Raw genomic sequence first — 24,965 nt, forward strand, 5'->3', positions numbered from 1 at the left:
GCGGCCAATGCCGGAGGCAAATCAGCCCTTCACCGCCCCCGAGAAGGCCTCGATGAAGCGATCCGCCTCGGCCATGTTGAGGCAGAGCGGCGGGCGCACCTTCAAGGTGGCGCCAAAGCGCCCGGCGGCCCCGATCAGCACGCCCGCGGCGCGCATCCGGTCGATGACCTGCACGGTGTAGCCCGCATCCGGCGCACCCGACCCGTCTTCCGCTCCGAGATCGACGCCGAGGAACAGCCCCGCGCCGCGCACCTCCGTCACCCGGTCCGAGCCCGCGGCGACTTCCGAGAGCCCCGCCTTGAGATGCGCGCCGACGCGCAGCGCGTTCCCCTGCAGGCCCTCCTCTGCGATCACGCGCAGGACGGCCAGCCCGGCGGCGGCGGCCACCGGGTTGCCGCCGAAGGTGTTGAAATAGCCCACATCCTCGCAGAAGGCCGCGAGATGCTCGGGCCGCGCCGCCATCCCCGCCATGGGAAATCCGTTGCCCATCGGTTTGCCCATGGTGACGATGTCCGGCGCAATGCCGTGACGCTCATAGCCCCAGAACGCATCGCCGGTGCGGCCGAAGCCCGGCTGCACCTCGTCGGCGATATAGAGCCCGCCGTCCTCCTGCACCGCCTGCACCGCCGGTAGCAGGAAGCCCGCCGGGTCGGCGAAGATGCCATCGGAGGAAAAGATCGAATCCGCGAGGAACGCTGCCGTGCCGTGGCCGCGCGTCTCCAGCGTCTCCATCGCCGCAACCACCGCCGCGCGGAAGCCGTTCGCGATGTCTTCTCCGTAAGCCGCGGCCCCCGGAGCGGGTACGATGACCACGTGATCGGGCAGCGGGCTGCGCTTGAGCGCCGAGGGCGAAACCTCGGTCACCAGCGCGGTGTTGCCGTGATAGGCGGTTTCAGTGACGATGACGCCGGTCTTGCCGCTGACCGCGCGGGCGACGCGGATGGCGAGGTCGTTGGCCTCGCTGCCCGAGCAGGTCATCACCACGTTGGACAGCTGGCCATGCAGCTTGGTCTTCAGCGCCTCGAGGTAATCGTCCACGATCTCGACGAGATAGCGGGTGTTGGTGTTGAGCTTGGCCACTTGCGCGCTTACCGCTGCGACCACCTCGGGGTGGGAGTGCCCGACCGACGGCACGTTGTTGTAGAAATCGAGATACCGCGTGCCGTCGCGCGCCTCCATCCACGCGCCTTTCGCGGCCACCATCTCGATCGGCTCGCGGTAGAACAGCACCGAGGCGGCGCCGAGATTGTCGAGCCTGCGCTTCACCGCGCCTTCTCCGCCCGTCGAGGCATCGAAGGCGTTCATGTCGAGGATCTGGCGGATCTGGCTCATGCTCCGTGCTCCGCGAGATAGGCCTCGGCCAGCGCCACGGTGCCAAGCGTGTACGCGGCGTGGCCGGCCTCGGCGGCGGTCTCGGTCTCGGCGTGGCTTGCGATCCAGGCGGTGAGCAGCAGGCGGCGGAACATGATGAAGGTCGGGATCATCGCCACGTGTTCGTCATCCAGTTCCGCGACCGAGCGGTAGCCTTTGATCCACGCCTCCTGAAGTGCCGGGATGTAGGGCTCGGTCTCGAGGAACGAGATCGCGGCGGCGAAGTCGTAGACATACCAAGACAGCCCGCAATCGTCGAAGTCGATCACCCCGAGCCTGTCGCCATCCTCGAGCAGGTTGGCGAGCCGCAGGTCGGCATGGACAAGGCCGAAGCGGTCGGGCGTCTCGCCATAGGCGGCGAGCTTGCGCTCGAGTACCTCGCAGAGCCGCTCGAGCACCGCCTTCTGGTCCTGCGTGAGACCGAGCGCCGCGCGCCAGTCGCCCCAGAGCGGTTCGGGGCCGAAGGCGCTCTGGAAGTTCCAGGTCTTGCGGGTGAAACCCTCGGGCCGGGTCCAGCGACGGACGTGCGCGTGCAGCCGGGCCGAGATCGCGCCGAGGATCTCGAAGCCCGAGGCGAGGCTCTCGCCGGCGGCGGGCTCCTTGCCGGACATGAAGGAGAAGGCGACGACATGGCGGATTTCGTCGCCATCCTGAAACGAGGCGATGTGGCTGCCGTTCGCCGCCAGAAGCGGTTCCGGCGTGTCGACCGCGCCGCTGTCGCGCAGGGCGTTGATCCACGCCAGCTCGGATTCGATCTCGGCCTTGCTGTGATAGGCCGGACGGTGCACCCGCAGGATGATCGGCGCGGCGCGGCCGGGATCGGTGGCGATGAAGGTGGCGTTCTCCGACAGGGTCAGAAGCCGGATGTCGCAATCCGCGCTCAGCTGCCACTCTTGCCGCAGCGACAGCGCGCCCTGCCGCAGGCGCTCGACAAATCCATCCTCGTAAAGTCCTGCCATCGCCTTGCCCTTTTCTTTTGCAGTCGCTTCTTCGCTAGGTTTGAAATCTGCGTCTTGCAACATTGTTGCTTGTGTAGGCGCAGAAAGCGGCGGTTCACTCGGGACAGATGCACAAAAAGCGGCACCATGGCCGGGCGCCCGGAGCGGCCTGCGCGAGCGTGGTGACCATAGCAGGGAGACACAGGAATGCTCACATCCATTGCTGGGAAATCGGTGATCGTCACCGGCGGATCGAAGGGGATCGGCAAAGGCATCGCCAAGGTGTTCGCCGCACAGGGCGCCAAGGTGATGATCGCGGCCCGCGGCGAGGAGGCGGCGAAGCTGGCGGTTGCCGAGATCGAGGCCGCCGGCGGCACCGCCACCTATCACCTGACCGACGTGGCCGACTGGGAGTCGGTGCAGCAGATGGTCGCCGCCACCGTTGGCGCTTTCGGCGGGGTCGACATCCTCTGTGCCAATGCCGGCATCTTCCCGCAGGTGAAGATGGTCGACATGTCGCCCGACGACTGGGACACCGTCATGCAGGTGAACCTCAAGTCGAGCTTTCTCTGCGTGAAGGCCTGCATCCCGATCTTCGAGACCGCCGGCAAGGGCCGCGTCGTTCTGACCTCGTCGATCACCGGGCCGGTCACGGGGTTCCCGGGCTGGTCGCATTACGGCGCGTCGAAATCGGGCCAGCTCGGCTTCCTCAAGACCGCCGCGATGGAGCTGTCGCGCTACAACACCACGATCAACGCGGTGATGCCGGGCAACATCTTCACCGAAGGGCTTCAGGATCTGGGCGAGGACTATCTCAAGACCATGGCCGCCTCGATCCCGCTCAAGCGGCTCGGCGCGGTCGAGGATATCGGCAACGCGGCACTGTTCTTCGCCTCGGACGAGGCCGGCTACATCACCGGCCAGCAGATCGTGGTGGACGGCGGGCAGATCCTGCCGGAAAGTCTCGAGGCAATCGAGGAGATCTGATGAGCTGGAAGACCGCGTGGCGTTCGTTCTACTACGAGACCGCCGATGAGCCCGAGGATATCGTGCTGGAGGCGCCGAAGACGGCGCTTCTGGTGATCGACATCCAGAACACCTATCTCGAACTGCCCGACGATCCGGTCGAGGCGCGTCGCTGGGCGCCGTTCTTCGAGCGCATGCACGAGACGGTGATCCCCAACACCGCAGCGCTTCAGGGCTGGGCGCGCGACAATGGCATCGAGGTGATCCATGCCCGCATCGCCTGCCTCAAGGAAGATGGGCGCGACCGCTCGCTGAGCCAGAAGAAGCCGGGCTTCAACTACCTGCTTCTGCCCAAGGACCGCGCGGATTCGCAGATCGTCGGCGCGGTCGGCCCGGTGGGCGACGAGATCGTGGTGACCAAGACCACCGACTCGGCGCTGACGGGAACCAACCTGCGCATGGTGCTGCACAACATGGGCATCACCGACGTGATCGTGGCGGGGATCTTCACCGACCAGTGCATCTCGTCCTCGGTGCGTTCGCTTGCCGACGAGAGCTTCGGTGTCGTGGTGGTCGAGGATTGCTGTGCCGCCGCCACGCGCGAGCTGCACGAGGCGGAACTGCGGATCATCAACATGATCTACTGCCACGTGGTGAGCAGCGACGAGGTGAAGGGCTTCCTGACCTGAGCCAAGACCGGGGCAGGGGCTCAGCCGCTCTGCCCGGCCTCCTGCAGCATCTGCGAGATCGCGTAGAGGCGCTTTTCGAGCAGCGTCGGCGTCTCGCAGAGATAGGTGATGGTCTTCTGCCGGTCGGTGAAGATGCGCTGGTCCCAGTCGACCTGTTCCTCGAGTGCATCGACCCGGTCGAAATCGGGCTCGGACTGTGCCATCTGGCTGTCCATCTCGGCGCGGGCGCCGTCGATCTTTTCCGACAGTGCGATCTGGCCGAGCGAGAATTCCCCGATGCCGTTGATGATGCGGGTGCGGCGGTTCGAGAGCCGGTCGAAGACGCGCTCGAACACCGCGCCCATCAGCGCCATGTCATGGCCCTGCGCCTCGGCGAAGGTGGCGACCGCGCCGCGGGCCTCTTCGAGATCGACCCGGCGCAGCGCCAGCGTCTCGGCGAGCTCGTCGACCGCCGCTTTCGTGGCAGGATCGAGCACCTCCTCCGAGAGCGGCGCGGGCCACATCAGACCGACCGAGAGCCGTTCGACCTTGCGCTGGATGCAGGGCCAGGTCGGGTCGGAAAAATCCGCCGCATTCCCGGCCGTTGCACAGGATATGACCAGTGCAAAAACCGCATAGCATTTATGAGTGTACATCAGCTTTCCTCCCGCAACCGACTATGAAACAGGGTGGCGGCGAGGTCCATTCCGGGGAATACCCACCATTGGGTGTATTGTTCGGTATGCGATAGCGCACCCATACTCTGGGCAATCGCCGCAGAGCGTATTGATTTGAAGTCAGGAGGGAGTCTGCATGCGCACCCGTGCAGCCGTGGCCTTGGAGGCCGGCAAACCGTTGGAAATCATGGAAGTGAACCTCGATGGCCCGAAGGCCGGCGAAGTTCTCGTCGAGATCAAGGCCACTGGCCTCTGCCACACAGATGAATTCACCCGCTCGGGCGCCGACCCCGAGGGGCTGTTCCCGTCGATCCTCGGTCACGAGGGCGCGGGCATCGTGCTCGAAGTGGGCGAGGGCGTCACCACGCTGAAGCCCGGCGATCACGTGATCCCGCTTTACACGCCCGAGTGCCGCGAGTGCCCGTCCTGCCTGTCTGGCAAGACCAACCTCTGCACCGCGATCCGCAACACGCAAGGCCAGGGCCTGATGCCCGACGGCACCACGCGCTTCTCGATGCTCGATGGCACGCCGATCTACCACTACATGGGCTGCTCGACCTTCGCCAACCACACGGTGATGCCCGAGATCGCGCTTGCCAAGGTTCGCGATGACGCTCCGTTCGACAAGATCTGCTACATCGGCTGCGGCGTCACCACCGGCATCGGCGCGGTGATCAACACAGCCGGCGTCGAGATCGGCTCGACCGCGGCCGTGTTCGGCCTCGGCGGCATCGGCCTCAACGTGATCCAGGGCCTGCGCATGGCGGGTGCCGACATGATCATCGGCGTCGACCTGAACGACGACAAGGCCGAGATGGCCAAGAAGTTCGGCATGACCCACTTCGTCAACCCGTCGAAGGTCGACAGCACCGTGCAGGCCATCGTCGACCTGACCAAGCGTGGCGCCGACCAGATCGGCGGCGTCGACTACAGCTTCGACGCCACCGGCAACGTCAAGGTGATGCGCGACGCGCTCGAGTGCTCGCACCGCGGCTGGGGCGTCTCGGTCATCATCGGCGTGGCGCCGGCAGGGGCCGAGATCTCGACCCGTCCGTTCCAGCTGGTCACCGGCCGGGTCTGGAAGGGCACCGCGTTCGGCGGCGCCAAGGGCCGCACCGACGTTCCCAAGTTCGTCGAGTGGTACATGGACGGCAAGATCGAGATCGACCCGATGATCACCCACAAGATCACGCTCGACGAGATCAACCACGGCTTCGACCTGATGCATGAAGGCAAGTCGATCCGCGCGGTGGTCGAATACTGATGGAAACTGTTGCGGAAAACCGAAGCTTCGGCGGAACGCAGACCGTGTACAAGCACGCCTCCGAGTCCTGCGGCTGTGACATGACCTTCGCGGTCTACATGCCGCCGCAGGCCAAGGACGGGCCGGTGCCGGTTCTGTGGTATCTCTCGGGTCTCACCTGCACCCACGAGAACGCCATGACGAAGGGCGGCTTTCAGGAACACGCGGCGAAACACGGCCTTGCGGTCGTGTTTCCCGACACCTCGCCGCGGGGCGAGGGCGTGGCCGATGACGACGCCTACGATCTCGGCCAGGGCGCCGGGTTCTACGTCAACGCCAAGCGCGACCCGTGGAAGCCGCATTTCCAGATGTACGACTACATCACCAAGGATCTGCGCGGCATCGTCGAGGGGCTGGACGGCATCGGCGGCAAACACGGCATCACCGGCCACTCGATGGGCGGACACGGGGCGCTGACCATCGCGATGCGCAACCCGTCGATGTTCGACAGCCTGTCGGCCTTCGCGCCGATCGCGCATCCGACCCAGTCGGACTGGGGGCGCAAGCAGCTCTCGGCCTATCTCGGCGATGACGAGGGCTGCTGGGCAGAGCACGATTCCACGCTGCTGCTGGAGGAGCACGGCTGGAAGGATGACCTGCTGGTGGACCAGGGGGCGAGCGACCAGTTCCTCGACCTGCTGAAGCCCGAGGCGCTGGCCGCGGCGATCGCCAAGCGCCGTCAGCCCGCCACCTTCCGGATGCAGGAAGGCTATGACCACTCGTATTTCTTCGTGAATACGTTCGCGGGAGATCACGTCGCCTGGCATGCCGCGCGACTGAAGTAACGAATCCTGGAAAGGGAGGAGGACAAAGATGATCCAGAAACTGCTCGCCACGGCGTGCCTGCTGAGCCTTACGGCCGGGATTGCCTCGGCCGAAGGCGACGCTGAGAAAGGCGAAAAGGTCTTTCGCAAGTGCCGCGCCTGCCATGCAGTGGGGGAGGGGGCCGAGAACAAGGTCGGCCCGCAGCTGAACGGCATCGTGGGCCGCGAGATCGCGGCGCTCGAGGGGTTCGGCTATTCCGACGCGCTGACCGAGCTTGCCGCCGAGAAGGGCGCCTGGACCGAAGAAGAACTCGCGGCGTTCCTCGAGAAGCCGCGCGACTACGCCAAGGGCACGAAGATGTCGTTCGCCGGCCTCCGCAAGGAGGACGAGCGCGCCGACGTCATCGCCTACCTGGCCACGTTCACCGAGTAAGGGAGACACTCGACACCAGAGACAGGAAATTCCGGTGACGGCGGGAGGAAGAGGAGCCCGATCCGGATGAGCCCGAGGCAGCACCGACCGTCGGTCGGCTGCCCCCGGGACAACAGGCGGAAACGCCGACACACCCAAGGGAGAAGGAAATGAAGACACTGACGTTGCTGACGTCGGGCGTGGCTCTTTTTGCCGCATCGTTTGCCTCGGCCAACGAAGACCTGATGACCCAGATGGACGACGCTTCGCAATGGGCGATCCAGACGGGCGACTACGCGAACCAGCGCTACTCGGAACTCGACTCCATCAACAAGGACAACGTGGGCGACCTGCAGGTCGCCTGGACCTTCTCGACCGGCGTGCTGCGCGGCCATGAAGGCTCGCCGCTCGTGGTCGGCGACACGATGTTCGTGCACACGCCGTTCCCCAATATCGTCTACGCGCTGGACCTCAACGAGGACGGCAAGATCAAGTGGCGCTACGAGCCGAAGCAGGATCCCAACGTGATCCCGGTGATGTGCTGCGACACGGTGAACCGCGGCGTCGCCTATGCCGATGGCAAGATCTTCCTGCACCAGGCCGACACCAAGGTGGTCGCGCTCGACAGCGAAACCGGCGAAGTGCTCTGGGAGGCGGTGAACGGCGATCCGTCCAAGGGCGAGACCAATACCGCCACGGTTCTGCCGGTGAAGGACAAGGTCATCGTCGGCATCTCGGGCGGCGAGTTCGGCGTCCGCGGATCGGTCACGGCCTACAACATGGAGACCGGCGAGCAGGAGTGGCGCGCCTATTCGATGGGGCCGGACGAGGACATCCTCGTGGATCCCGAGAACACCACCCATCTCGGCGAGCCGGTTGGCGCGGACTCGGGCACCAACACATGGGAAGGCGATCAGTGGATGATCGGCGGCGGCACCACCTGGGGCTGGTATTCCTATGACCCCGAGGCCGACCTGATCTACTACGGCACCGGCAACCCCTCGACCTGGAACCCGGCGCAGCGCCCGGGCGACAACCGCTGGTCGATGACCGTGATGGCGCGTGACCCCGATGACGGCATGGCCAAGTGGTTCTACCAGATGACCCCGCATGACGAGTGGGACTACGACGGCATCAACGAGATGATCCTCACGGATCAGGAGATGGATGGAGAGATGCGCCAGCTTCTCACCCATTTCGACCGCAACGGCCTCGCCTACACGATGGACCGGATCACGGGCGAGCTTCTGGTCGCCGAGAAATTCGATCCGGTGGTCAACTGGACCACGGGCGTCGACATGGACCCGGCCTCGGAAAACTACGGCCGTCCGGCGGTTGTGGCCGAGTACTCGACCGAGCAGAACGGCGAGGACGTGAACTCGACCGGCATCTGCCCGGCGGCGCTTGGCACCAAGGACCAGCAGCCGGCCTCCTACTCGCCCAAGACCGAGTTGTTCTACGTGCCGACCAACCACGTCTGCATGGATTACGAGCCGTTCCGCGTGAGCTACACCGCCGGTCAGCCCTATGTGGGCGCGACGCTGGCAATGTACCCGGCGCCCGACAGCCATGGTGGCATGGGCAACTTCATCGCCTGGGATAACATCAACGGCGAGATCAAGTGGTCGATCCCCGAGCAGTTCTCGGTCTGGTCGGGCGCTCTGGCCACCGCGGGTGACGTGGTGTTCTACGGCACGCTCGAGGGTTACCTCAAGGCCGTGGACTCCGAGACCGGCGACGAGCTCTACCGCTTCAAGACCCCCTCGGGCATCATCGGCAACGTGATGACCTACGAGCATGGCGGCAAGCAGTATGTCGGCATCCTCTCAGGCGTCGGCGGCTGGGCCGGCATCGGCCTCGCGGCCGGTCTCACCAACCCCAATGACGGTCTCGGCGCCGTGGGCGGCTATTCGGCCCTCAGCGACTACACCGCGCTTGGTGGCCAGCTGACGGTCTTCGCCCTTCCCGACTGATCCGCAGCCATCGCAGGACCGGCGGGGTGTTCCGCCCCGCCGGTCCAGACTTCCCAGTGATCCCAGGACCGATAGCCAATGACCCGACCCTTTACCCTTCTTCTTGCCGCGGCCGCCTGCGCCATGTCGGCAAGCGTGGTGTCCGCCGCGGACGCCGTCTCGATGGATGACCCGAACATCGCGGTCGATTACGAGGAAGGCGGGCGCTACTTCACCGAGGACGGCATCCCGACCTTCAACGTGGCCGAGGATGGCACGGTGGATTGGCCGACCTTCTCGGGCTTCCGCCGCTACCACGCCGAGTGCCACGTCTGCCACGGCCCGGATGGCGAGGGATCGACCTATGCCCCGGCGCTCAAGGACTCGGCGCTCGACATGGATTATTACGATTTCGTCGACGTGGTGGTGAACGGCCGCCAGAAGGTTGGTGCGGCCGAGAACTCGGTGATGCCCGCCTTCGGCACCAACCCCAACGTGATGTGCTATCTCGATGACATCTATACCTATCTCAAGGCGCATGGCTCCGGCGCCATCGGGCGCGGACGCCCGGCCCAGAAGGAAGCCAAGAGCGAAACGTTCAGCGAGATGGAAGATGCCTGCATGGGTTCGTAACCGGCGCGGCCTCCTGGCGGTCGCGCTGTCGGTCCTGATGGCCTCCCATGCAGGGCCGGGGGAGGCGCAAACCTCGGATCTTGTCTCCCGGACGGCATTCAGGGTTTGCGCCGATCCGGCCAACGATCCGATGTCGATGGAGGACGGGTCGGGCTACGAAAATGCGCTGGCCGAGCTGATCGCCTCGAAGCTGGAACTGCCGGTGCGCTACGAGTGGTACCCGATGGCCACCGGCTTCATCCGCAACACGCTGAAGGCGGGCAAGTGCGATGTGGTGATGGGCTATGCCCAGGGCCACGAGCTGGTGCTCAACACCAACCACTACATGGTCTCGACCTACGTGCTCGTGGTGCCGGAAGAGAGCGCGCTTGCCGGGGTGACGCAGCTCTCGGATCCGCGGCTCGAGGGCCGGGTGCTCGGCGTGGTGGCAGGATCGCCACCAGCCAACCACATGGCGCGCTACGGGCTGATCGGCAAGGCCAAGCCCTACCAGCTGGTGGTCGACCGGCGGTATGACAGCCCGACGGTGAACATGCTGAACGATCTCGACGCGGGCGAGATCGAGGCGGCGGTGATCTGGGGGCCGATCGGCGGCCCGCTGGTCAAGCGCGATCACCCCGGGCTCAAGGTGATCCCGCTGCTCAAAGAGGCGGAATTTCCGAAGCTCTTCTACCGCATCACCATGGGGGTCCGGCAGGGCGAGAAGGTCTGGCAGCGCAAGCTCAATTCGCTGATCCGCCGCAACCAGGGCGAGATCGACGCGATCCTTGCCGAGGCCGGCGTGCCGCTGGTCACCGACATGGGCGACGGGCTGCGCGAGGTCGGGCAGTGAAACGGGCGCTGGCGGCAGTGGTTGGGCTGCTGCCGGCGCTCGCGCTTGCGCAGGTGCCGGAGCCCGAGGGCTACCGGATGGACCACTATCGCGCCCCGGTCCCTGAGACCCTGGCCGGCGCCGCGGTGGTCGGACCGGAAGAGGCCCATGCGCTCTGGGAGACCGGCGAGACCGCCTTCATCGACGTGCTGCCGCGAGCGCCAAAGCCCGCGAACCTGCCAGAGGGCACGATCTGGCGCGACACCCCGCGCGACAGCATCGCGGGCGCGATCTGGCTTCCCAACGTGGGATACGGTGCCATTGCCGAGGTGACGGCGCGCTACTTTCGCGACGGGCTCGCCGCAGCGACCGGCGATGATCTTGCGCATCCCGTGCTGTTCTTCTGTCTCGACGACTGCTGGATGAGCTGGAACGCCGCAAAGCGCGCACTGGAATACGGCTACGAGACGGTCTACTGGCTGCCCGAAGGCACCGATGGTTGGAGCTTCTTCGACTTTCCGCTCGAGCGCGTCACGCCCCATTCCGGTCATCCCTGAGCACCGGGCCCATCGGATTTTTGGGCGCCCTCGCCGGAGGTCAACGCGGCGACCAGAGCCGGCCTGCCTCCGGCGGGAGTATTTTTGACGAAGAGAAGCCAGGGGGGCGGCGCTTCTGGCTTCTTTGGTTCAAAAATACCTCGGGGGGTGAATTGGCGCACAGCGCCAAGAGGGGGCAGCGCCCCCTGCGTCGGTCGACGCGCTTGCGCGGCGAAATCCCTTCAGAACCCCGCGAGCTCGGTTTCCGCCGTCGTGACGGTGCCGCTCGTGTCGGTCATCGTCACGCCCACGCGGCGCGTGTCTGCCGGCACCGAGAGGCCCACCTGCGGATTCTCCGACAGCGAGATGCTGCCCGTCACGTCGACGTAACCGCCGTTCTCGGTCTCGATCTCGAGCGTTTCGACATAGCGCATCGGGATGAAGAGCAGGCTGATCTGGTCCATCTGCATCCCCGAATGCGACGGGTGAGAGATATCGACATCGAGCCGGCGCAGCCGCTCGGAGAGCGCTGCGAGCCGGTCCGCAGCGGGGCCGTCACCCACCGAGAGCACCATGTCGCCCAGCGTGGCGAGCGCGGCCTCGGGATCGGTGCCGGGAGGTGCGGCGCAGGCGCCCTGGCCGGAGGTCTTGACGAAGGCCTCTGTCACGAAGAGCCGGCCATCGGTCATCTCGGCCACCACGTGCAGCGGCGTCGGGCCGTTGATCCGGAGCGTGGTGTCGAAGAAGAAGCGCGGCTGCGGCTGACGCAGCTCGAACAGGGCCGAGACCGGCATCGGGTTTTCGTCCAGCACCACCGCCACCTTGCCGATCTGCCCTCCCTGTGGGGCCGCGATTTGCGCGGCGATGCGGGTGCGGGCGTCGTTGTCGGTCCGGTAGGGCGCGTCGAGCGCGATCACCCCGTCGCCCGGAAGCATGGGGCGGTCGCCATAGAGCTGGGTGCGGATGCTGTCCCAAGCGTCGCCGGCCTGCAGCGGCAGTGCCGCGAGGCTCAACAGGGCGGCGAGCAGGAGGCGGGGCAGGGGGGCGGTCATGGCAGGTCTCCTCCGAACAGGAAAGCGCCGAAGGCGCGCGGGCCGTCGGCGGTCTCGAGCACGGCCACGGTCTCGAGGCTGGCCGCGTCGATCACGCTCAGGGTGTTGTCGAACCAGTTGGCCACGGCGATGCGGCCGTCGGCGGTGGCGGAGATGCCTTCGGGGTACTCACCGGTCTCCAGCGTGGCGACGGGCGAGAGATCGGCGAGTGCAATGACCGAGAGCGTGTTCTCGTACTGGTTGGTGACGAAGGCGCGCCCGGCGGCGAAGGCCACGCCATAGGGGCGTTCGCCCACCGGCACCGTGGCCAGCACCTCGCCAGAGGCCGGGTCGCTCACCGTCACATCGTTGCTGCCGACATTGCCGACGAAGAGCCGGCCGTCGGGCGCGAAGCCGAGGCCGAAGGGCCGGGTGCCGACCGAGACGCTGCGCAGACGGGCGAGGGTTTCGGTGTCGTAGAGGCTGACCCGGTCGGCATCGCGTTCGGCGGCGGCCAGCAGCGTTCCGTCTTGCGACAGCCCGAGGCCCGCGGGCGCCGCGCCTGCAGGCAGCTCTGCCTGAACCTCCAGCGTCGTGCCGTCGAGCGCCCAGAGCCGGGCGTTGTACCAGTCGGAGACAAAGAGCCGGTCGTGGCGCGCGTCATAGGCCGCGCCGATCGGGCCGCCGTCGAGGGTAATCGAGGCGGACACCTCGCCGCGCAGGGAGAACCGCCGCACCGTCTTGCTGTCGGGCGAGACGGTGAAGACCGCATCTTTGCCCACAGCCACGCCCGCGGGTTTGCCGGGCACCTCCCAGCGGGCGCGCTCGGTGCCGGTGTCAAGGTCGACCACGCTCACCGCGTCGCCATTCTGGCAGGTGACGAAGGCGACCTCCCCCGCCGCGGGAAGCGCGGCGAGGGTCAGGCTCAGCCCGAGGGCGAGATCACGAAGACGGCTCACCGAACCGCTCGACCAGCGCCTGAAGCCCGGCCTCGTAGACGCCGGTTACCGCCGCGATGGCGGCCTCGTCGTTGAGCTCTTCCGGCGGGTCGTTGTTGGGGTAGCCGCGGTAGAACGCGCCGCGCCATTCCACCACCGAGCCGCCACCGTCGCGCGGCATGACCGTGAGGTGCGACGAATAGTTGGTCACCGGCAGCACTTCGACCGCCACCTCGGTGATGCGGTAGCTGTAGCTCATCTTCTCGTCTGAATACTTGTAGAGCACCTCGGCGATCATCGGCCCCTCGGCGCCCTGATCGGAGAGGTAGAGCGCGCGGGTGGCGTCGATCTCGTTGCCGCCCTCGCCGCTTTGCGAGACCACCGCCGGGTGCCAGGTGAGATCCTGGAAATCGCCGATCGCGGCCCAGACCTCGGCGGGCTCGGCGGCGACCTCGGTGGTCACCGTGACCTTCTGGCGGGTCGGCCCGTGGGCCATGGCGGCTGCGGGGATCATGGCAAGCGCCACGCCCGCTGCAAGCAGGGTTCGTCTGTTCATCCTTCCTCCTCCTTGAAGAATGCGGTTTTCAGTATGTAGCTCATGCCCCGCCGCCAGCTGTCATCGGTGTTCGACCGGATGTCGACCACGCGGCCCTTCACCGTCTCGCCCGTCGATGCGTCGCGCATCTGCAGGTTCATCGACAGGATCAGGTTCGAGACCTTCTGGACCTCGCCGACGAGCGCGTAATCCGCCCCCAGCTTTGCCGCCATGCGCGTATCGCAGCCATAGCACTTGGCCGGGTTGACGATACGATCGAGATCGTCCGCCACCGGGTCGAGATCCAGCAACTCGTAACCCCCCTCCGCAAAGCGCTCCGCGACCAGCTCCTCCAGCATGGTGATGCGCGAAAGCTCCGCCGGGTCCTGGCCCAGTTCGGCGGTCTGCAGCGAGGAATCCAGCAAGGTGATACCGAAGAACGCGACCTTCTCGCCGGCCCAGGCAGGGCCGGAAAGCGCCAGAAGCAGCAGGAGCGCGGGTCTCAGCATCGGATCCTTCTTGGAAACTTCTTAGAAATTAAGAGTCGTAACTCATGGTGCCGTCGCTACCCTCGTTACCGCAACCGAACCAAAAGTATCGGTTTCGGGAAAAGCCTTTGACCGTCAGGGTTTGAGGCGGGCCCGTCAGAGGAGGACGGGCAAGGGAGGAGACATTGCTGAAATCGCTTGGACCGCTCTTGGCAGCGGCATGTCTGATGGTTTCCGCCGCCGGTGCCGAGGCGCAGGAGGTGCGCGCGGCGGTGCTGCGGGTCGATTACCCGAGCCTGCTGCCGATCTCGCGCTACGATCTTCGCACCGAGGATCTGGCCTTTGCCGGGGCGGCTCTGGCGGACGAGGACAACAACACGACCGGCCGGTTCATGGGGCAGACCTACGAGACCGTGACCGTGGCCACCGCGCCCGAAACGGCGGCAGAGGAGATGCGGGCGCTGCTCGAGGACGGCATCCGCTACGTCGTGCTCGACGCGCGGGCCGGCGAGGTGACGGCGCTGAGCGACATGGCGGCGGAGGCGGGGGCGCTGGTGTTCAACGTTCGCGCGCCGGAGGTGGCGCTGCGCGGCGAGGCGTGCCGGGCGAACCTGCTGCACATCGCGCCCTCGGTGGCGATGCAGGCCGATGCCGTGGCGCAGTTCGCGATCTGGAAGCAGTGGAAGCGCTGGCTGCTGGTCTCGGGCTCGAACCCCGAGGACCGGGCGCTGGCCGAGGCCTATCGCCGGGCGGCGCGCAAGTTCGGCGCCACCATCGTCGAGGAGCGCGAGTTCGAGGATACCGGCGGTGCGCGGCGCACCGACAGCGGTCACGTGCTAGTGCAGCGGCAATTGCCGACCTTCCTGCAGGGCACCGAGGCCCATGACGTGGTGATCGCCGCCGACGCCACCGATTATTTCGCCGCCTACCTGCCCTATCATCTCTGGACCCCGCGCCCGGTGATGGGCAGCGCCGGGCTGCGCCCGGTGACCATCCACGCCGCCCACGAGGCCTGGGGCGCGACGCAGTTCCAAAACCGCTTCGAGGAGCTCACGCGGCGCCACGTGCAGGAAGAGGACTACAACAGCTGGCTCGCGCTGCGGGTGCTGGGCGAGGCGGTGACGCGCACCTCCTCGGCCGATCCGCAGGTCGTCGAGGAGTACATCCTGTCGGACGCGTTCGAGCTGGCCGCCTTCAAGGGCCAGAAGGTGACGTTCCGACAGTGGAACGGCCAGCTCCGCCAGCCGATCCTGCTCTATGACGACCGCATCACCGTGAGTGTCAGCCCGCAGGAGGGCTTCCTGCACCAGCGCTCGCCGCTCGACACGCTGGGGCTCGACGCGCCCGAAACCGATTGCACCGCATTCCAGTGAGGACCGCCATGAAACACCTGATGCTCTCCGCCACGCTCTGCATGGCCGCCACCGGGGCGTTTGCCGGCAAGGCCTTCGTGTCGAACGAGCGCGGCAACACCATCACCGTGGTCGATACCGAGACCTGGGAGGTGCTCGACGAGTTTGCCGGCGGCAACCGTCCGCGCGGCATCACCCTCTCGCCCGACGGCTCGCTGCTTTATGTCTGCGCCTCGGATGACGACACGGTGCGCGTCTTCGACACCGAGACCTATGAAGAGCTCTACACCCTGCCCTCGGGGCCGGACCCGGAGCTCTTCGTGATCCACCCCTCCGGCAGCCCGCTCTACATCGCCAATGAGGACGACAACCTCGTCACCGTGACCGACACCGCCGATCACACCATCCTCGCCGAGGTGCCGGTGGGGGTCGAGCCCGAGGGCATGGCGATCTCGCCCGACAGCAACTGGGTGGTGAACACCTCCGAGACCACCAACATGGCGCATTTCATCGACACCAGCGATTACGAGATCAAGCACAACATCCTCGTCGATCAGCGCCCGCGCTATGCCGAGTATCTCGACGACGGCACTCGGCTCTTCGTCAGCTCCGAGATCGGCGGTACGGTGAGCGTGATCGACGTGGCCGAGGACGGCACGCCGACGCTTCGCCAGAAGATCGGCTTCGAGGTGCCGGGCGTGCTGCCGGAATGGCTGCAGCCGGTGGGGGTGAAGGCCAAGAGCGACGGCAGCCGCATCTTCGTGGCGCTCGGGCCGGCGAACCGCGTGGCGGTGATCGACGGCGCCTCGCTCGAGGTGGTCGACTACATCATGGTGGGTCAGCGGGTCTGGCAGATGGCCTTCACGCCGGGTGAGGAGTACCTCGTCACCACCAACGGCAATTCCAACGACATCACGGTGATCGACGTGGCCGCCGAGAAGGCGATCAAGTCGATCCAGGTGGGCCAGCAGCCCTGGGGCGTGGCGATCACGCCCGACTGATCGGCGGGCGCAACTTGGCCTTTGGTCGTGTGGACAGCGCAGCCGGGCCCGCAGAGGGTTCAATCGGAGCGTTCAAAGTGGGCCGTGGCCCTGAACGGGAGGAAGACAATGACGACACTGGGAAAAATCGGCGCAGGGATGCTCGCGCTCTGCCTGGCGGGGCCGGCGCTTGCGGATGATCACATGGTCTCGGACGAGGCCAAGGCGAAGATCGCCGAGATAATGACCGACATGCGCTGCGAGGTCGATCCCGACGATATCGAGATGACCGACGAGGGCGGCTACGACCTCGACGACGTGATCTGCGAGGGCACCGGCCAGTTCGACATCGAACTCGACGCCGAGTTCAACGAAGTGGGCCGCCGCGCAGAGTAAGGGCTGAGCGCAAAAGACATCGCCCTGTCCCGCATGCGGGGCCGGGCATCAGGGAGGAGCACATGAAGACATTTCTGACCGCGCTGGCGCTGGGATGCGTCACCGCCCTTGGCGCCATGGCGCAGGAGCTGCCGGTGGTGCGGGCGGCGGTGCTCAAGATCGGCACCGTCAACTGGGAGCTGGCAACCATCGCCGAGCAGGGGCTCGACGAGAAACACGGCTTCAGGCTCGAGGTCATGCCCTATGCCGACAACGGCGCCACGCGCATCGCCGTCGAGGGCGGCGAGGCCGACATGGCGGTGGCCGACTGGATCTGGGTGGCGCGGCAGCGCGCCGACGGCAAGGATTACGTCGTCGTGCCCTATTCCCGTGCCGTGGGCGGCGTGGTGGTGCCCGAGGGCTCGGAGGCCGAGACGCTGCAGGATCTCGCGGGGGGTAAGATCGGCATCGCCGGCGGGCCCCTCGACAAGAGCTGGCTTATCCTGCGCGCCTACGCGCAGCAGGAATACGATCTGGATTTGAAGGCCGAGACCGAGCAGGTCTTCGGCGCGCCGCCGCTGATCTTCAAGTCGGGCCTTGGCGGCGACTATGCCGGGGCGATCAACTTCTGGCATTTCCTCGCCAAGATGAAGGCCGCCGGGATGCGCGAGCTGATCTCGGTCGAGACTGCGGCCAATGCGCTGGGGCTCGATCCGGACGTGCCGCTCCTTGGCTACTACTTCAAGGGCGACTTCCTCGAGCAGAACGACGGGCTGGCGCAGGCCTTCTACGAGGCCAGCCGCGAGGCCAAGGCGATGCTGGCCGAGGACATGGCCGCGTGGGAGGCGATCCGCCCGCGCATGAACGCCGCGAGCGACGCCCAGTTCGAGCAGTTGCGCAGCGACTGGCTGGCCGGCGTACCGGCGCGCGGCCCTGTGGATGGTGCGGCCGCGGGCAAGCTGCTGGCGCTGATGGGCGAGCTTGGCGGTGCCGATCTGGTTGGCAAGGCCGAGAGCCTGCCCGAGGGCCTCTTCGCGGAGGTCGAATGACGCCGGGGATACAGAACGGCACCGGCCGGCAGGTGCCGCCCGTGCAGGCGGTGCCCGCGGACCGCGCAGCGATCCGGGTCAACATCCTCAGCAAGCGTTTCGGAGCGACCGAGGTGCTACGCGGCGTGCATTTCTCGGTGGCGCGCGGCGAGACCGTGGCGCTGGTCGGGCCCTCGGGCATCGGCAAGTCGACGGTGCTGCGCATCGTCGCCGGGCTCGATCCGGCCTTTGACGGCGAGGTGCAGCGCCCCGAGGCCGTGGCGATGGTGTTCCAGGAACCGACGCTGCTGCCGTGGCGCAGCGCGCTGCAGAACCTGACGCTCGTGCATCCCGATCTGAGCGACAGCGGCGCGCGGGCGATGCTGGCGCGGGTCGGGCTGAAGGGGCGCGAAGAGGCCTTCCCGCGCAGCCTGTCGCTCGGCCAGCAGCGCCGGCTGGCGCTGGCGCGCGCCTTTGCCGGGGCGCCCGAAATGCTGATCATGGACGAGCCCTTCGTGTCCCTCGACCCCGAGCTGGCCGAAGCGATGCTCGGTCTCACCGAAGAGCTGATCGCCGAGCACCGTCCGGCGACGATATTCGTCACCCATGCCAGAGACGAGGCCGACCGCCTCGCCAGCCGGGTGCTCGAGCTGCGCGGGACCCCCGCCACACTCACCCCTCATCTGATTTGAAAGAAGGAGACCCATTGATGAAATTCCCGCTGCTCGCCGCCGCGTTCTCGCTGCTGGCCCTGCCCGCTGCCGCGCATGATTTTGGCTTCGCCGGGGTGTTGTCGAACACCAACAAGGGCGAGATGCCCGGCATCCTGCTCTCGGTCGGTCAGCCGCTCACCGACGGGCCGATCGCGCTCAAGTCGGGGATGGTTTACGAGCTCGAGATCGAGGCCGACGGCTCGGGCGAGCTGGCGCTGGAGGGCTCGGGCTTCTTCCGGGCGATCTGGGTCAACGAGGTCGTGGTGAACGGGCTCGAGATCCGGCCCTTCGGGCTCGAGAGCGTCGAGTTCGACGAGGCCGGCACGATGGAGATCGAGTTCCTGGCCATCAAGCCCGGGCGCTACTTCCTGCGGATCCCCGGCAGCACCGGCGAAAGCCAGCGGGTCGAGATCTCGATCCAGTAAGCGCGGCTGCCGCGCTGCCATGCGGCGGGGCGTCGGTCGTGGTCAATGAGAAAGGGCCGCGCAGCATCGCCGCGCGGCCCCTTTTCTTGTCCTGTGAAGGCCCTCAGTTGTCGCCGGGGGTCTCGCCGCCCTCCGCGACGACATGGAAGGGCTGGGTCGCGCCCGATTTCGACTCGCCCAGATAGATCGTCTGGTGCGGGAAGGGGATCTCGATGTTGCGCGCATCGAACACCTCTTTCAGGACGCCGTTATAGGCCCGGCCGACGCCCCATTGCGTGCCCGGCACGCACTTGATCCGCGCCCGCACCACCACGGCGCTGTCGCCGAAGGCGTTGATGCCGAACCACTCCAGATCGCCCATGATGTTGGCCGCCTGTTCGGGATCGGCGCGCAGTTGCTCGAAGGCGTCGAGCATGGCCTGCTTCACCTCGTCGATGTTCTCGCGGTAGGCCACGCCCATGTCGCAGACGAAATAGCCGAACTCGCGCATGAAGTTGGTGACCATGTCCACCGAGGAGAACGGGATCAGGTGATAGGCGCCGCTGACGTCGCGCAGGCTCACCGAGCGGATGGTCAGCTTCTCGACCACGCCGGTGGTGCTGCCGGCGGTGACCACGTCGCCAACGTTCATCGCGTTCTCGAACTGGATGAAGATGCCAGTGATGATGTCCTGCACCAGCTTTTGCGCGCCGAAACCGATGGCGAGGCCGAGAACCCCGGCCGAGGCCAGTAGCGGCGCGATGTCGAGGCCGATCTCGGAAAGCACGAACATCAGCGTGATGATGACCAGCGCGATGGTCGCGGCGTTGCGCAAGAGGGTCAGCAGCGTCTGCTCGCGCGAGGTCGCCACGGTGCCGTATTCGGGGTTGAGGCGGTAATCGACCCACGAGGTCATGCCGACCCAGATCGCGAAGGATACGATCAGAACCGCCACGACCGAGAACACCGTTGCGGTGAAGTCGCGCCCGAACTGGCCGGCCATCCAGGCCTTCAGGTCGATCAGGCTGATGGCGTTCATGGCAAAGATCACCACGAGCGCGAAGATCACCAGCCGCAGCACGAAGAGCGCCTTCGGCACGAAGGTGTTCAGCCGCCGCTGCAACGCAGGCAGGCGGGCGTTGACGGTGTCGGGGAGTTGCACGCCGTTGACCATGGTCCGGGTCATCACCCCCGAGACCGCCACGCCGAGGATCGCCACCAGAAGCACCTGGCCCGAGTTGAGCAGCGACAGGAAGGCGGCGTCACCGGGCTGGACCAGTACCAGCACCAGCATCACCAGCAGGTAGAGCAGCGCCGGGACGTGCCAATTGCGCGCCAGCACCTGCAGCCCGCCGCGCTTTTTCTTTGGCGTCTCGGGCGTGCCCATCGGGAACTCTTCGCTGGCCGGGGTCTGCACCGGTTCACCCTGATCCTCGAGATGGCTCTCGCGCGCCATGTCGGCCTTGCTGCGGCCGCCGCGCTCGAGCCAGTCGGCCACCGGGCGGCGCTTGCGCAGCACCATCCAGATCGCCAGACCGACCACGATCAGCGCGATCAGCGCCGAGACCGCGCGCCCGGCGGCAAACGAGATGTTGGTGTTGAGGATCGGCACGATCAACAGCTGTCCATAACCAGCGAGGCCGACCATGAAGTTGAGCCGCGATCCAAGGTACTTTGCCGAGCCGTCGGAGATCGGCAGCGGGCGCAGGCTGCTCGAGGCCGGCGACAGGATTAGCCGCACGCCGACCTTGGCAAGCTCGACCAGAAGGAAGGCATTGAGATAGAGCGTCTGGCGGATCCCGATCTCGCCGAAATTGCCGAGGAACAGCGTCGCGATGAGGTAGCCGGCGGCCCAGGCGATCACCACGATGAGCGCGTCGATCAGCGCTGATGCGATGAACAGGAGCGTGGTGCGCAGGGCGCCGCTCTCTTCGGCCTTGGCGTCCATCCGGGCATAGAGCGATTTGCCCACCCGCCGCAGCACGAGGAACACCGCCACGGTCACGATGATGATCAGCGCGAGCTGTTGCGCCGCTTCGAGCAGCACGCCGGCCTCCCCGCCGCTCAGGCCCTCAAAGACCATCGGGGCGCGAATGATCTGGGTCCAGGCGGTTTCGAGGCCCGAGGCGATGTCCTGCGCGGCCTCCTGAGTGATCAGCGCGATGCGCCGGCTGAACGAAAGCGCCTCGGGCGGGGTGGCCCCATCGGCGGCGAGGGTCTCGACAATCTGGTCGTCGACCGGGGCGTCGGCCTCGCTCTGCGCAGCGCGGAGTTCGTCGATCAGGGCGGCCCGGCTGTCGTCGTTCTCGATGACGTCGAGGAGCAGGTCGAGATTGCTCGGGGCGGGCTCTGAGGCCGTGGCCTCCTGTGCCAGCATTTGGTTTGGAAGGATGGCGCTGCAAACAAGCGCCACGAGGAACAGCATCGCTGCGGTCCAGCGTCTCGGAAAGGTCATGTCACCACGTTTCTTGGCTTTGTCGGTTTCGGACATGTCCCGCTTGCCTGGCTCTCCGCGGGCACGATGGACTGCGATCTAGTCGATCCGCAGGCGAAGACCAGCCCGGACTGCGCTCCGAGATCCCGGTGTTGCAGCAATGCGTGGGCCTCGCGCGGGCCAGACGGGGGGATGGCAGGACGGGCACGCCTCGCCTTTCCGGCCGTGCCGGGCGTTCTTCGGAGGTACGTGCGATCGTTCGGCCCCTGATGCGCTCCACTTCATGTGTTCGCACGCGAACAACCCGCTTGCATCGGGCGCGATGAAAGCTATGGTCAGTCTACTGCAAAATTTCCGAAGGGAGGTAGATTTTGCAAGATATCGGGGAGGCCTTCCATCTGGCGCTGTCGCTGGTGTTGTCCGGTGACGCCGATCTCTTCGAGATCGTCGGCCTGTCGCTTCAGGTGAGCCTGAGCGCGACCCTGATCGCTTGCGCCATCGGTCTGCCGGTGGGCGCGTTGCTCGCGGTGAGCCGCTTTCGCGGCCGGGGCGCGGTGTTGGTGCTCATCAACGCCCTGATGGGGCTGCCGCCGGTGGTCGTGGGCCTGCTCGTCTATCTCTACCTTTCGCGCTCGGGCCCCTTGGGCTTTCTCGGGCTGCTTTATACCCCCGGTGCGATGATCGTGGCGCAGACCATCCTGATCGTGCCCATCGTCGCGGCGCTGTCGCGGCAGGTGCTCGAGGACCTGCACGGCGAATATGCCGAGCAGTTCCGCTCGCTCTGCCTGACCCGCTGGCAGAGCATCACCACCCTGCTCTGGGACGGGCGCTATGCGCTGATGACCGTGGGGCTCGCGGGCTTCGGCCGTGCCGCCGCGGAGGTCGGCGCGGTGATCATCGTGGGCGGCAACATCGACCACCTGACCCGGGTCATGACCACCGCCATCGCGCTCGAGACCTCCAAGGGTGACCTGCCGCTGGCGCTGGCGCTGGGGATCGTCCTGCTGGTGATTGCGCTCGGGGTGAACGCTGGCGTCCAGATGCTTCGGATGAGCGCCGCGAGACAAGCAAGTTACGGGGCCGCCGCCAATGTCTGACCTGCAGATCACCGACGCCGTCCGCCTGCCGCGCCGCCGCGCCGCCCATGCGCCCGTCGGGCCGCTGCTGCCGCTGAGCGTCTCCGGCCTGCGTCTCGACATCCCGCGCGGCACGCTGCTCGACGGGGTCGACCTGACGCTGCCGCGCCACGGCTGCACCGTGATCATGGGGCCGAACGGGGCGGGCAAGAGCATCCTCCTGAAGCTGTTGCACGGGCTGCTTGCGCCGACCGCCGGCTCGGTGAGCTGGAACGGCCTGCCCGCGACCGAGGCCACCGCACGCCAGGCGCTGGTGTTCCAGAAGCCGGTGCTGCTGCGGCGCTCTGTGGCGGCCAATCTCGATTTCGTGCTGAAGGCGCGCGGCGGCAACCGCGCCCGTCGCGATGCGCTGCTCGCGGATGTGGGCCTCGCGCACAAGGCGCGCCAACCGGCCCGCTCGCTTTCTGGCGGCGAGGCGCAGCGGCTGGCGCTGGCCCGCGCGCTCGCCACCGACCCCGAGGTGCTGTTCCTCGACGAGCCCACCGCCAGCCTCGATCCGGCCTCGGTGCAGGTGATCGAGCGCATCGTGGGCGAGGCCTGTGCGCGCGGCACCCGTATCATCTTTGTCACCCATGACATCGGGCAGGCGCGGCGCATCGCCGATGACGTCGTCTTCCTGCATCGCGGCCGCGTCGCCGAACACAGCGCCGCGGCGGAGTTCTTCCCCGAGCCGCGCTCGCTCGCGGCGCGTGACTACCTTGCCGGCCGGATCGTGCTCTGATCCTGCCGCTCCCGTTCGACCCGATACCCCCAGAAGACAAAAGGGATTTTCCATGACTTTCGCCAGACTGATCGCCTCGACCGCCGCATCGCTCACCCTTGCCGGGGCGGTGGCCGCGCAAGATACGTCGATCATCGTGCAATCGACCACCTCGACCGCCAATTCCGGCCTCTACGACTACCTGCTACCGATCTACACCGGCGAGAGCGGCATCACCGTCAACGTGGTGGCCGTGGGCACCGGGCAGGCGATCAAGAACGCCGAGAATTGCGACGGCGACCTGCTGCTGGTGCACGCCAAGCCGTCGGAGGAGAAATTTGTCGCGGCGGGCTACGGCACCCAGCGTACCGACCTGATGTACAACGACTTCGTCATCGTCGGCCCCGAGAGCGACCCGGCGGGGGTCGCCGGCATGAGCGATGTCGAGGCGGCGCTCGCCCAGATCGCCGAGGCAGAGGCGCTGTTTGCCTCGCGCGGCGATGACAGCGGCACCCACAAGAAGGAAGTGGCGCTGTGGCAGGCCGCCGGGGTCGACCCGACCACCGGCTCGGGCGAATGGTATCGCGAGACCGGCTCTGGCATGGGCGCAACGCTGAACGCCGGCATCGGCATGGGCGCCTACGTGATGACCGACCGCGCCACCTGGATCAGTTTCCAGAACAAGCAGGATTACAGCGTCGGCGTCGAGGGCGACGAGGCGATGTTCAACCAGTATGGCGTGATCCCGGTGAACCCCGAGCACTGCCCCTCGGTCAAGATCGAGGCGGCGCAGGACTTCGCCGACTGGCTGGTTTCCGAGGCGGGACAGGCGGCGATTGCTGCCTACGAGGTCGACGGGCAGCAGCTGTTCTTCCCCAACGCCGCCGGAAGCTGATAGGGTCGCGGGGGCGGCAAGGGTGCCGCCCCCATTTCGCGAGCCCATGACAGACCTGCAGACCCCGACCCACGAATATCTCACCGTCCGCGAACTGGCCGATCTGCTGCGCCTGAAGGAGCGCAAGGTCTATGACCTTGCCGCCTCGGGCGAGGTCCCCTGTTCGCGCGCTACCGGAAAGCTGCTGTTTCCCGCCGCCGAGGTGCGGGCGTGGATCGCGGGGGCCCAGAGCGGCGCGGCCTCGACACCCCGTCCGGGCGTCTTTCTCGGCAGCCACGATCCGCTGCTCGACTGGGCCATCCGCCAGTCGCGCTGCGGGCTCGCCACATTCTTCGACGGCTCCCTCGACGGGCTTGCGCGCTATGCTGCGGGCGAGGGCGTGGCCACCGGGCTGCACGTGCGCGATGCCGATGGGGCCTGGAACCTACGCGCCGCGCGCGGCGTGGCCGAGGGGCAGAACGCGGTGCTGATCGCCTTCGCCGGGCGGCGCCGGGGGCTGGTGCTGCGTGAGGACGGACCACGGGTCGGTGGCCTTTCCGATCTCGGCGGGCTGAGACTGGCGCCGCGGCAGGAAGGCTCGGGCACCGCCGGGTTGCTGCGGGATCTGGCCTCGGAGGCCGGGCTCGATCTGTCGCGTATCGCGCTCACGGCGATGGAGCGCAGCGAGGACGAGGCGGTGCAGTCGGTGCGCCGGGGCGAGGCCGACGTGACCTTCGGGCTCGAGTCGGTCGCCCGCGCCTACGGCCTGAGCTTCGTGCCGGTGATCGAGGAGCGTTTCGACCTGCTCATCGACCGTCGCGCCTATTTCGAGCCTGCCATGCAGGGGCTGATCGCCTTCTGCCGCTCGGACACGTTCCGCCAGCGCGCCGAAAGCCTCGGCGGTTACGACATTTCGCGGCTTGGCGAGGTGGTCTGGAACGCCTGA

27 protein-coding genes are annotated in these 24,965 nt (G+C 66.8%); 19 read left to right on the top strand and 8 right to left on the bottom strand.

Going from position 1 to position 24,965, the window contains the following annotated elements; all coding sequences use genetic code 11:
- Positions 1-21 precede the first annotated feature (21 nt).
- Together R2601_RS21380 and R2601_RS21385 are read right to left on the bottom strand one after the other, a co-directional pair.
- Complete coding sequence (locus tag R2601_RS21380; protein WP_007802659.1) at positions 22-1,332, bottom strand: aspartate aminotransferase family protein; 1,311 nt, start codon at positions 1,330-1,332, stop codon at positions 22-24.
- Positions 1,329-2,330: a phosphotransferase enzyme family protein gene (locus tag R2601_RS21385; protein WP_007802661.1), complete on the bottom strand. Its 1,002-nt coding sequence runs from the start codon at positions 2,328-2,330 to the stop codon at positions 1,329-1,331. Before R2601_RS21385 ends, R2601_RS21380 begins: the two co-directional genes overlap by 4 nt.
- Before the next feature lie 186 nt (positions 2,331-2,516).
- On the opposite strand from R2601_RS21385, the gene fabG reads away from it, so the two are divergent.
- Together fabG and R2601_RS21395 are read left to right on the top strand one after the other, a co-directional pair.
- Positions 2,517-3,296, top strand: coding sequence for a 3-oxoacyl-ACP reductase FabG (gene fabG, locus R2601_RS21390; protein ID WP_007802663.1), 780 nt, complete (start codon positions 2,517-2,519; stop codon positions 3,294-3,296).
- Positions 3,296-3,964 (top strand): cysteine hydrolase family protein, encoded by a 669-nt coding sequence (locus tag R2601_RS21395; protein WP_007802667.1) that lies wholly within the window; start codon positions 3,296-3,298, stop codon positions 3,962-3,964. Before fabG ends, R2601_RS21395 begins: the two co-directional genes overlap by 1 nt.
- Before the next feature lie 20 nt (positions 3,965-3,984).
- On the opposite strand, the gene R2601_RS21400 is transcribed toward R2601_RS21395, so the two are convergent.
- On the bottom strand, positions 3,985-4,599 hold the full coding sequence (locus tag R2601_RS21400) for a hypothetical protein (protein WP_007802669.1): 615 nt from the start codon (positions 4,597-4,599) through the stop codon (positions 3,985-3,987).
- A gap of 157 nt (positions 4,600-4,756) precedes the next feature.
- Between R2601_RS21400 and R2601_RS21405 the strand changes: the two genes are divergently transcribed.
- The 7 genes from R2601_RS21405 (at position 4,757) to R2601_RS21435 (ending at position 11,052) form a co-directional block, all read left to right on the top strand.
- On the top strand, positions 4,757-5,884 hold the full coding sequence (locus tag R2601_RS21405; RefSeq protein ID WP_007802671.1) for an S-(hydroxymethyl)glutathione dehydrogenase/class III alcohol dehydrogenase: 1,128 nt from the start codon (positions 4,757-4,759) through the stop codon (positions 5,882-5,884).
- Positions 5,884-6,708 carry an S-formylglutathione hydrolase gene (fghA, locus tag R2601_RS21410; protein ID WP_007802673.1) on the top strand — a complete coding sequence of 275 codons (825 nt, stop codon included), beginning with the start codon at positions 5,884-5,886 and terminating at the stop codon, positions 6,706-6,708. The genes R2601_RS21405 and fghA overlap by 1 nt, the downstream gene beginning before the upstream one ends.
- Positions 6,709-6,736: 28 nt before the next feature.
- The gene (locus R2601_RS21415) at positions 6,737-7,120 is read left to right on the top strand and encodes a c-type cytochrome (RefSeq protein WP_007802674.1); all 384 of its coding nucleotides are present in this window, start codon (positions 6,737-6,739) and stop codon (positions 7,118-7,120) included.
- Positions 7,121-7,269: 149 nt separating this feature from the next.
- On the top strand, positions 7,270-9,072 hold the full coding sequence (locus R2601_RS21420; RefSeq protein WP_007802677.1) for a methanol/ethanol family PQQ-dependent dehydrogenase: 1,803 nt from the start codon (positions 7,270-7,272) through the stop codon (positions 9,070-9,072).
- 78 nt (positions 9,073-9,150) lie between these two features.
- Positions 9,151-9,684 carry a c-type cytochrome, methanol metabolism-related gene (locus R2601_RS21425; protein ID WP_007802679.1) on the top strand — a complete coding sequence of 178 codons (534 nt, stop codon included), beginning with the start codon at positions 9,151-9,153 and terminating at the stop codon, positions 9,682-9,684.
- Positions 9,665-10,516: a substrate-binding domain-containing protein gene (locus R2601_RS21430; protein ID WP_040545709.1), complete on the top strand. Its 852-nt coding sequence runs from the start codon at positions 9,665-9,667 to the stop codon at positions 10,514-10,516. Before R2601_RS21425 ends, R2601_RS21430 begins: the two co-directional genes overlap by 20 nt.
- Positions 10,513-11,052 carry a PQQ-dependent catabolism-associated CXXCW motif protein gene (locus tag R2601_RS21435; RefSeq protein ID WP_007802683.1) on the top strand — a complete coding sequence of 180 codons (540 nt, stop codon included), beginning with the start codon at positions 10,513-10,515 and terminating at the stop codon, positions 11,050-11,052. Before R2601_RS21430 ends, R2601_RS21435 begins: the two co-directional genes overlap by 4 nt.
- Before the next feature lie 221 nt (positions 11,053-11,273).
- On the opposite strand, the gene R2601_RS21440 is transcribed toward R2601_RS21435, so the two are convergent.
- The 4 genes from R2601_RS21440 to R2601_RS21455 are packed head-to-tail and all read right to left on the bottom strand — an operon-like array spanning position 11,274 to position 14,044.
- Complete coding sequence (locus tag R2601_RS21440) at positions 11,274-12,083, bottom strand: quinoprotein dehydrogenase-associated SoxYZ-like carrier (RefSeq protein WP_007802685.1); 810 nt, start codon at positions 12,081-12,083, stop codon at positions 11,274-11,276.
- Complete coding sequence (locus R2601_RS21445; RefSeq protein ID WP_007802686.1) at positions 12,080-13,021, bottom strand: YncE family protein; 942 nt, start codon at positions 13,019-13,021, stop codon at positions 12,080-12,082. The genes R2601_RS21440 and R2601_RS21445 overlap by 4 nt, the downstream gene beginning before the upstream one ends.
- Entirely contained in the window at positions 13,005-13,556 is a 552-nt protein-coding gene (locus R2601_RS21450; RefSeq protein WP_007802688.1) for an SRPBCC family protein, read from the bottom strand. The genes R2601_RS21445 and R2601_RS21450 overlap by 17 nt, the downstream gene beginning before the upstream one ends.
- The gene (locus R2601_RS21455; protein WP_007802690.1) at positions 13,553-14,044 is read right to left on the bottom strand and encodes a DUF3280 domain-containing protein; all 492 of its coding nucleotides are present in this window, start codon (positions 14,042-14,044) and stop codon (positions 13,553-13,555) included. Before R2601_RS21455 ends, R2601_RS21450 begins: the two co-directional genes overlap by 4 nt.
- A 206-nt stretch (positions 14,045-14,250) precedes the next feature.
- Here R2601_RS21455 and pedA1 point away from each other — a divergent pair, with 206 nt between their 5' ends.
- The 6 genes from pedA1 to R2601_RS21485 all read left to right on the top strand — a co-directional run bounded on the left by pedA1 (position 14,251) and on the right by R2601_RS21485 (position 18,896).
- Complete coding sequence (gene pedA1, locus R2601_RS21460) at positions 14,251-15,396, top strand: lanthanide ABC transporter ABC transporter substrate-binding protein PedA1 (RefSeq protein ID WP_007802693.1); 1,146 nt, start codon at positions 14,251-14,253, stop codon at positions 15,394-15,396.
- An 8-nt stretch (positions 15,397-15,404) separates the two neighbouring features.
- Positions 15,405-16,376 carry a YVTN family beta-propeller repeat protein gene (locus R2601_RS21465; RefSeq protein WP_007802695.1) on the top strand — a complete coding sequence of 324 codons (972 nt, stop codon included), beginning with the start codon at positions 15,405-15,407 and terminating at the stop codon, positions 16,374-16,376.
- Positions 16,377-16,484: 108 nt separating this feature from the next.
- Positions 16,485-16,751, top strand: a complete 267-nt coding sequence (locus R2601_RS21470) for a PepSY domain-containing protein (protein ID WP_195903879.1) — start codon at positions 16,485-16,487, stop codon at positions 16,749-16,751.
- A 62-nt stretch (positions 16,752-16,813) separates the two neighbouring features.
- The gene (locus R2601_RS21475; protein ID WP_007802697.1) at positions 16,814-17,779 is read left to right on the top strand and encodes an ABC transporter substrate-binding protein; all 966 of its coding nucleotides are present in this window, start codon (positions 16,814-16,816) and stop codon (positions 17,777-17,779) included.
- Positions 17,776-18,450, top strand: coding sequence for an ABC transporter ATP-binding protein (locus tag R2601_RS21480; protein WP_007802698.1), 675 nt, complete (start codon positions 17,776-17,778; stop codon positions 18,448-18,450). The genes R2601_RS21475 and R2601_RS21480 overlap by 4 nt, the downstream gene beginning before the upstream one ends.
- 17 nt (positions 18,451-18,467) lie before the next feature.
- Entirely contained in the window at positions 18,468-18,896 is a 429-nt protein-coding gene (locus R2601_RS21485; RefSeq protein ID WP_007802699.1) for a cupredoxin domain-containing protein, read from the top strand.
- Positions 18,897-18,999: 103 nt separating this feature from the next.
- Here R2601_RS21485 and R2601_RS21490 read toward each other — a convergent pair whose 3' ends face one another.
- Positions 19,000-21,330, bottom strand: coding sequence for a mechanosensitive ion channel domain-containing protein (locus tag R2601_RS21490; protein WP_040545842.1), 2,331 nt, complete (start codon positions 21,328-21,330; stop codon positions 19,000-19,002).
- A gap of 350 nt (positions 21,331-21,680) precedes the next feature.
- Between R2601_RS21490 and R2601_RS21495 the strand changes: the two genes are divergently transcribed.
- The 4 genes from R2601_RS21495 to R2601_RS21510 are packed head-to-tail and all read left to right on the top strand — an operon-like array spanning position 21,681 to position 24,965.
- The gene (locus R2601_RS21495; protein ID WP_007802701.1) at positions 21,681-22,406 is read left to right on the top strand and encodes an ABC transporter permease; all 726 of its coding nucleotides are present in this window, start codon (positions 21,681-21,683) and stop codon (positions 22,404-22,406) included.
- A complete protein-coding gene (locus R2601_RS21500) occupies positions 22,399-23,166 on the top strand; it encodes an ATP-binding cassette domain-containing protein (RefSeq protein WP_007802702.1) in 768 nt (255 codons plus the stop codon). Before R2601_RS21495 ends, R2601_RS21500 begins: the two co-directional genes overlap by 8 nt.
- 52 nt (positions 23,167-23,218) lie before the next feature.
- Positions 23,219-24,040, top strand: a complete 822-nt coding sequence (locus tag R2601_RS21505; protein ID WP_007802703.1) for an ABC transporter substrate-binding protein — start codon at positions 23,219-23,221, stop codon at positions 24,038-24,040.
- A 46-nt stretch (positions 24,041-24,086) separates the two neighbouring features.
- Complete coding sequence (locus R2601_RS21510) at positions 24,087-24,965, top strand: substrate-binding domain-containing protein (protein WP_007802705.1); 879 nt, start codon at positions 24,087-24,089, stop codon at positions 24,963-24,965.

Origin of the sequence: Salipiger bermudensis HTCC2601 (assembly GCF_000153725.1) — a bacterium.
Classification (GTDB): Bacteria; Pseudomonadota; Alphaproteobacteria; order Rhodobacterales; family Rhodobacteraceae; genus Salipiger; species Salipiger bermudensis.

Excerpts from the sequence above, each read along its gene's own strand:
- R2601_RS21380 (WP_007802659.1), bottom strand. The coding sequence starts at position 1,332 with ATGAGCCAGATCCGCCAGATCCTCGACATGAACGCCTTCGATGCCTCG.
- R2601_RS21385 (WP_007802661.1), bottom strand. The coding sequence starts at position 2,330 with ATGGCAGGACTTTACGAGGATGGATTTGTCGAGCGCCTGCGGCAGGGC.
- fabG (WP_007802663.1), top strand. The coding sequence starts at position 2,517 with ATGCTCACATCCATTGCTGGGAAATCGGTGATCGTCACCGGCGGATCG.
- R2601_RS21395 (WP_007802667.1), top strand. The coding sequence starts at position 3,296 with ATGAGCTGGAAGACCGCGTGGCGTTCGTTCTACTACGAGACCGCCGAT.
- R2601_RS21400 (WP_007802669.1), bottom strand. The coding sequence starts at position 4,599 with ATGTACACTCATAAATGCTATGCGGTTTTTGCACTGGTCATATCCTGT.
- R2601_RS21405 (WP_007802671.1), top strand. The coding sequence starts at position 4,757 with ATGCGCACCCGTGCAGCCGTGGCCTTGGAGGCCGGCAAACCGTTGGAA.
- fghA (WP_007802673.1), top strand. The coding sequence starts at position 5,884 with ATGGAAACTGTTGCGGAAAACCGAAGCTTCGGCGGAACGCAGACCGTG.
- R2601_RS21415 (WP_007802674.1), top strand. The coding sequence starts at position 6,737 with ATGATCCAGAAACTGCTCGCCACGGCGTGCCTGCTGAGCCTTACGGCC.
- R2601_RS21420 (WP_007802677.1), top strand. The coding sequence starts at position 7,270 with ATGAAGACACTGACGTTGCTGACGTCGGGCGTGGCTCTTTTTGCCGCA.
- R2601_RS21425 (WP_007802679.1), top strand. The coding sequence starts at position 9,151 with ATGACCCGACCCTTTACCCTTCTTCTTGCCGCGGCCGCCTGCGCCATG.
- R2601_RS21430 (WP_040545709.1), top strand. The coding sequence starts at position 9,665 with ATGCCTGCATGGGTTCGTAACCGGCGCGGCCTCCTGGCGGTCGCGCTG.
- R2601_RS21440 (WP_007802685.1), bottom strand. The coding sequence starts at position 12,083 with ATGACCGCCCCCCTGCCCCGCCTCCTGCTCGCCGCCCTGTTGAGCCTC.
- R2601_RS21450 (WP_007802688.1), bottom strand. The coding sequence starts at position 13,556 with ATGAACAGACGAACCCTGCTTGCAGCGGGCGTGGCGCTTGCCATGATC.
- R2601_RS21455 (WP_007802690.1), bottom strand. The coding sequence starts at position 14,044 with ATGCTGAGACCCGCGCTCCTGCTGCTTCTGGCGCTTTCCGGCCCTGCC.
- pedA1 (WP_007802693.1), top strand. The coding sequence starts at position 14,251 with ATGGTTTCCGCCGCCGGTGCCGAGGCGCAGGAGGTGCGCGCGGCGGTG.
- R2601_RS21465 (WP_007802695.1), top strand. The coding sequence starts at position 15,405 with ATGAAACACCTGATGCTCTCCGCCACGCTCTGCATGGCCGCCACCGGG.
- R2601_RS21470 (WP_195903879.1), top strand. The coding sequence starts at position 16,485 with ATGACGACACTGGGAAAAATCGGCGCAGGGATGCTCGCGCTCTGCCTG.
- R2601_RS21475 (WP_007802697.1), top strand. The coding sequence starts at position 16,814 with ATGAAGACATTTCTGACCGCGCTGGCGCTGGGATGCGTCACCGCCCTT.
- R2601_RS21480 (WP_007802698.1), top strand. The coding sequence starts at position 17,776 with ATGACGCCGGGGATACAGAACGGCACCGGCCGGCAGGTGCCGCCCGTG.
- R2601_RS21485 (WP_007802699.1), top strand. The coding sequence starts at position 18,468 with ATGAAATTCCCGCTGCTCGCCGCCGCGTTCTCGCTGCTGGCCCTGCCC.
- R2601_RS21490 (WP_040545842.1), bottom strand. The coding sequence starts at position 21,330 with ATGACCTTTCCGAGACGCTGGACCGCAGCGATGCTGTTCCTCGTGGCG.
- R2601_RS21500 (WP_007802702.1), top strand. The coding sequence starts at position 22,399 with ATGTCTGACCTGCAGATCACCGACGCCGTCCGCCTGCCGCGCCGCCGC.
- R2601_RS21505 (WP_007802703.1), top strand. The coding sequence starts at position 23,219 with ATGACTTTCGCCAGACTGATCGCCTCGACCGCCGCATCGCTCACCCTT.
- R2601_RS21510 (WP_007802705.1), top strand. The coding sequence starts at position 24,087 with ATGACAGACCTGCAGACCCCGACCCACGAATATCTCACCGTCCGCGAA.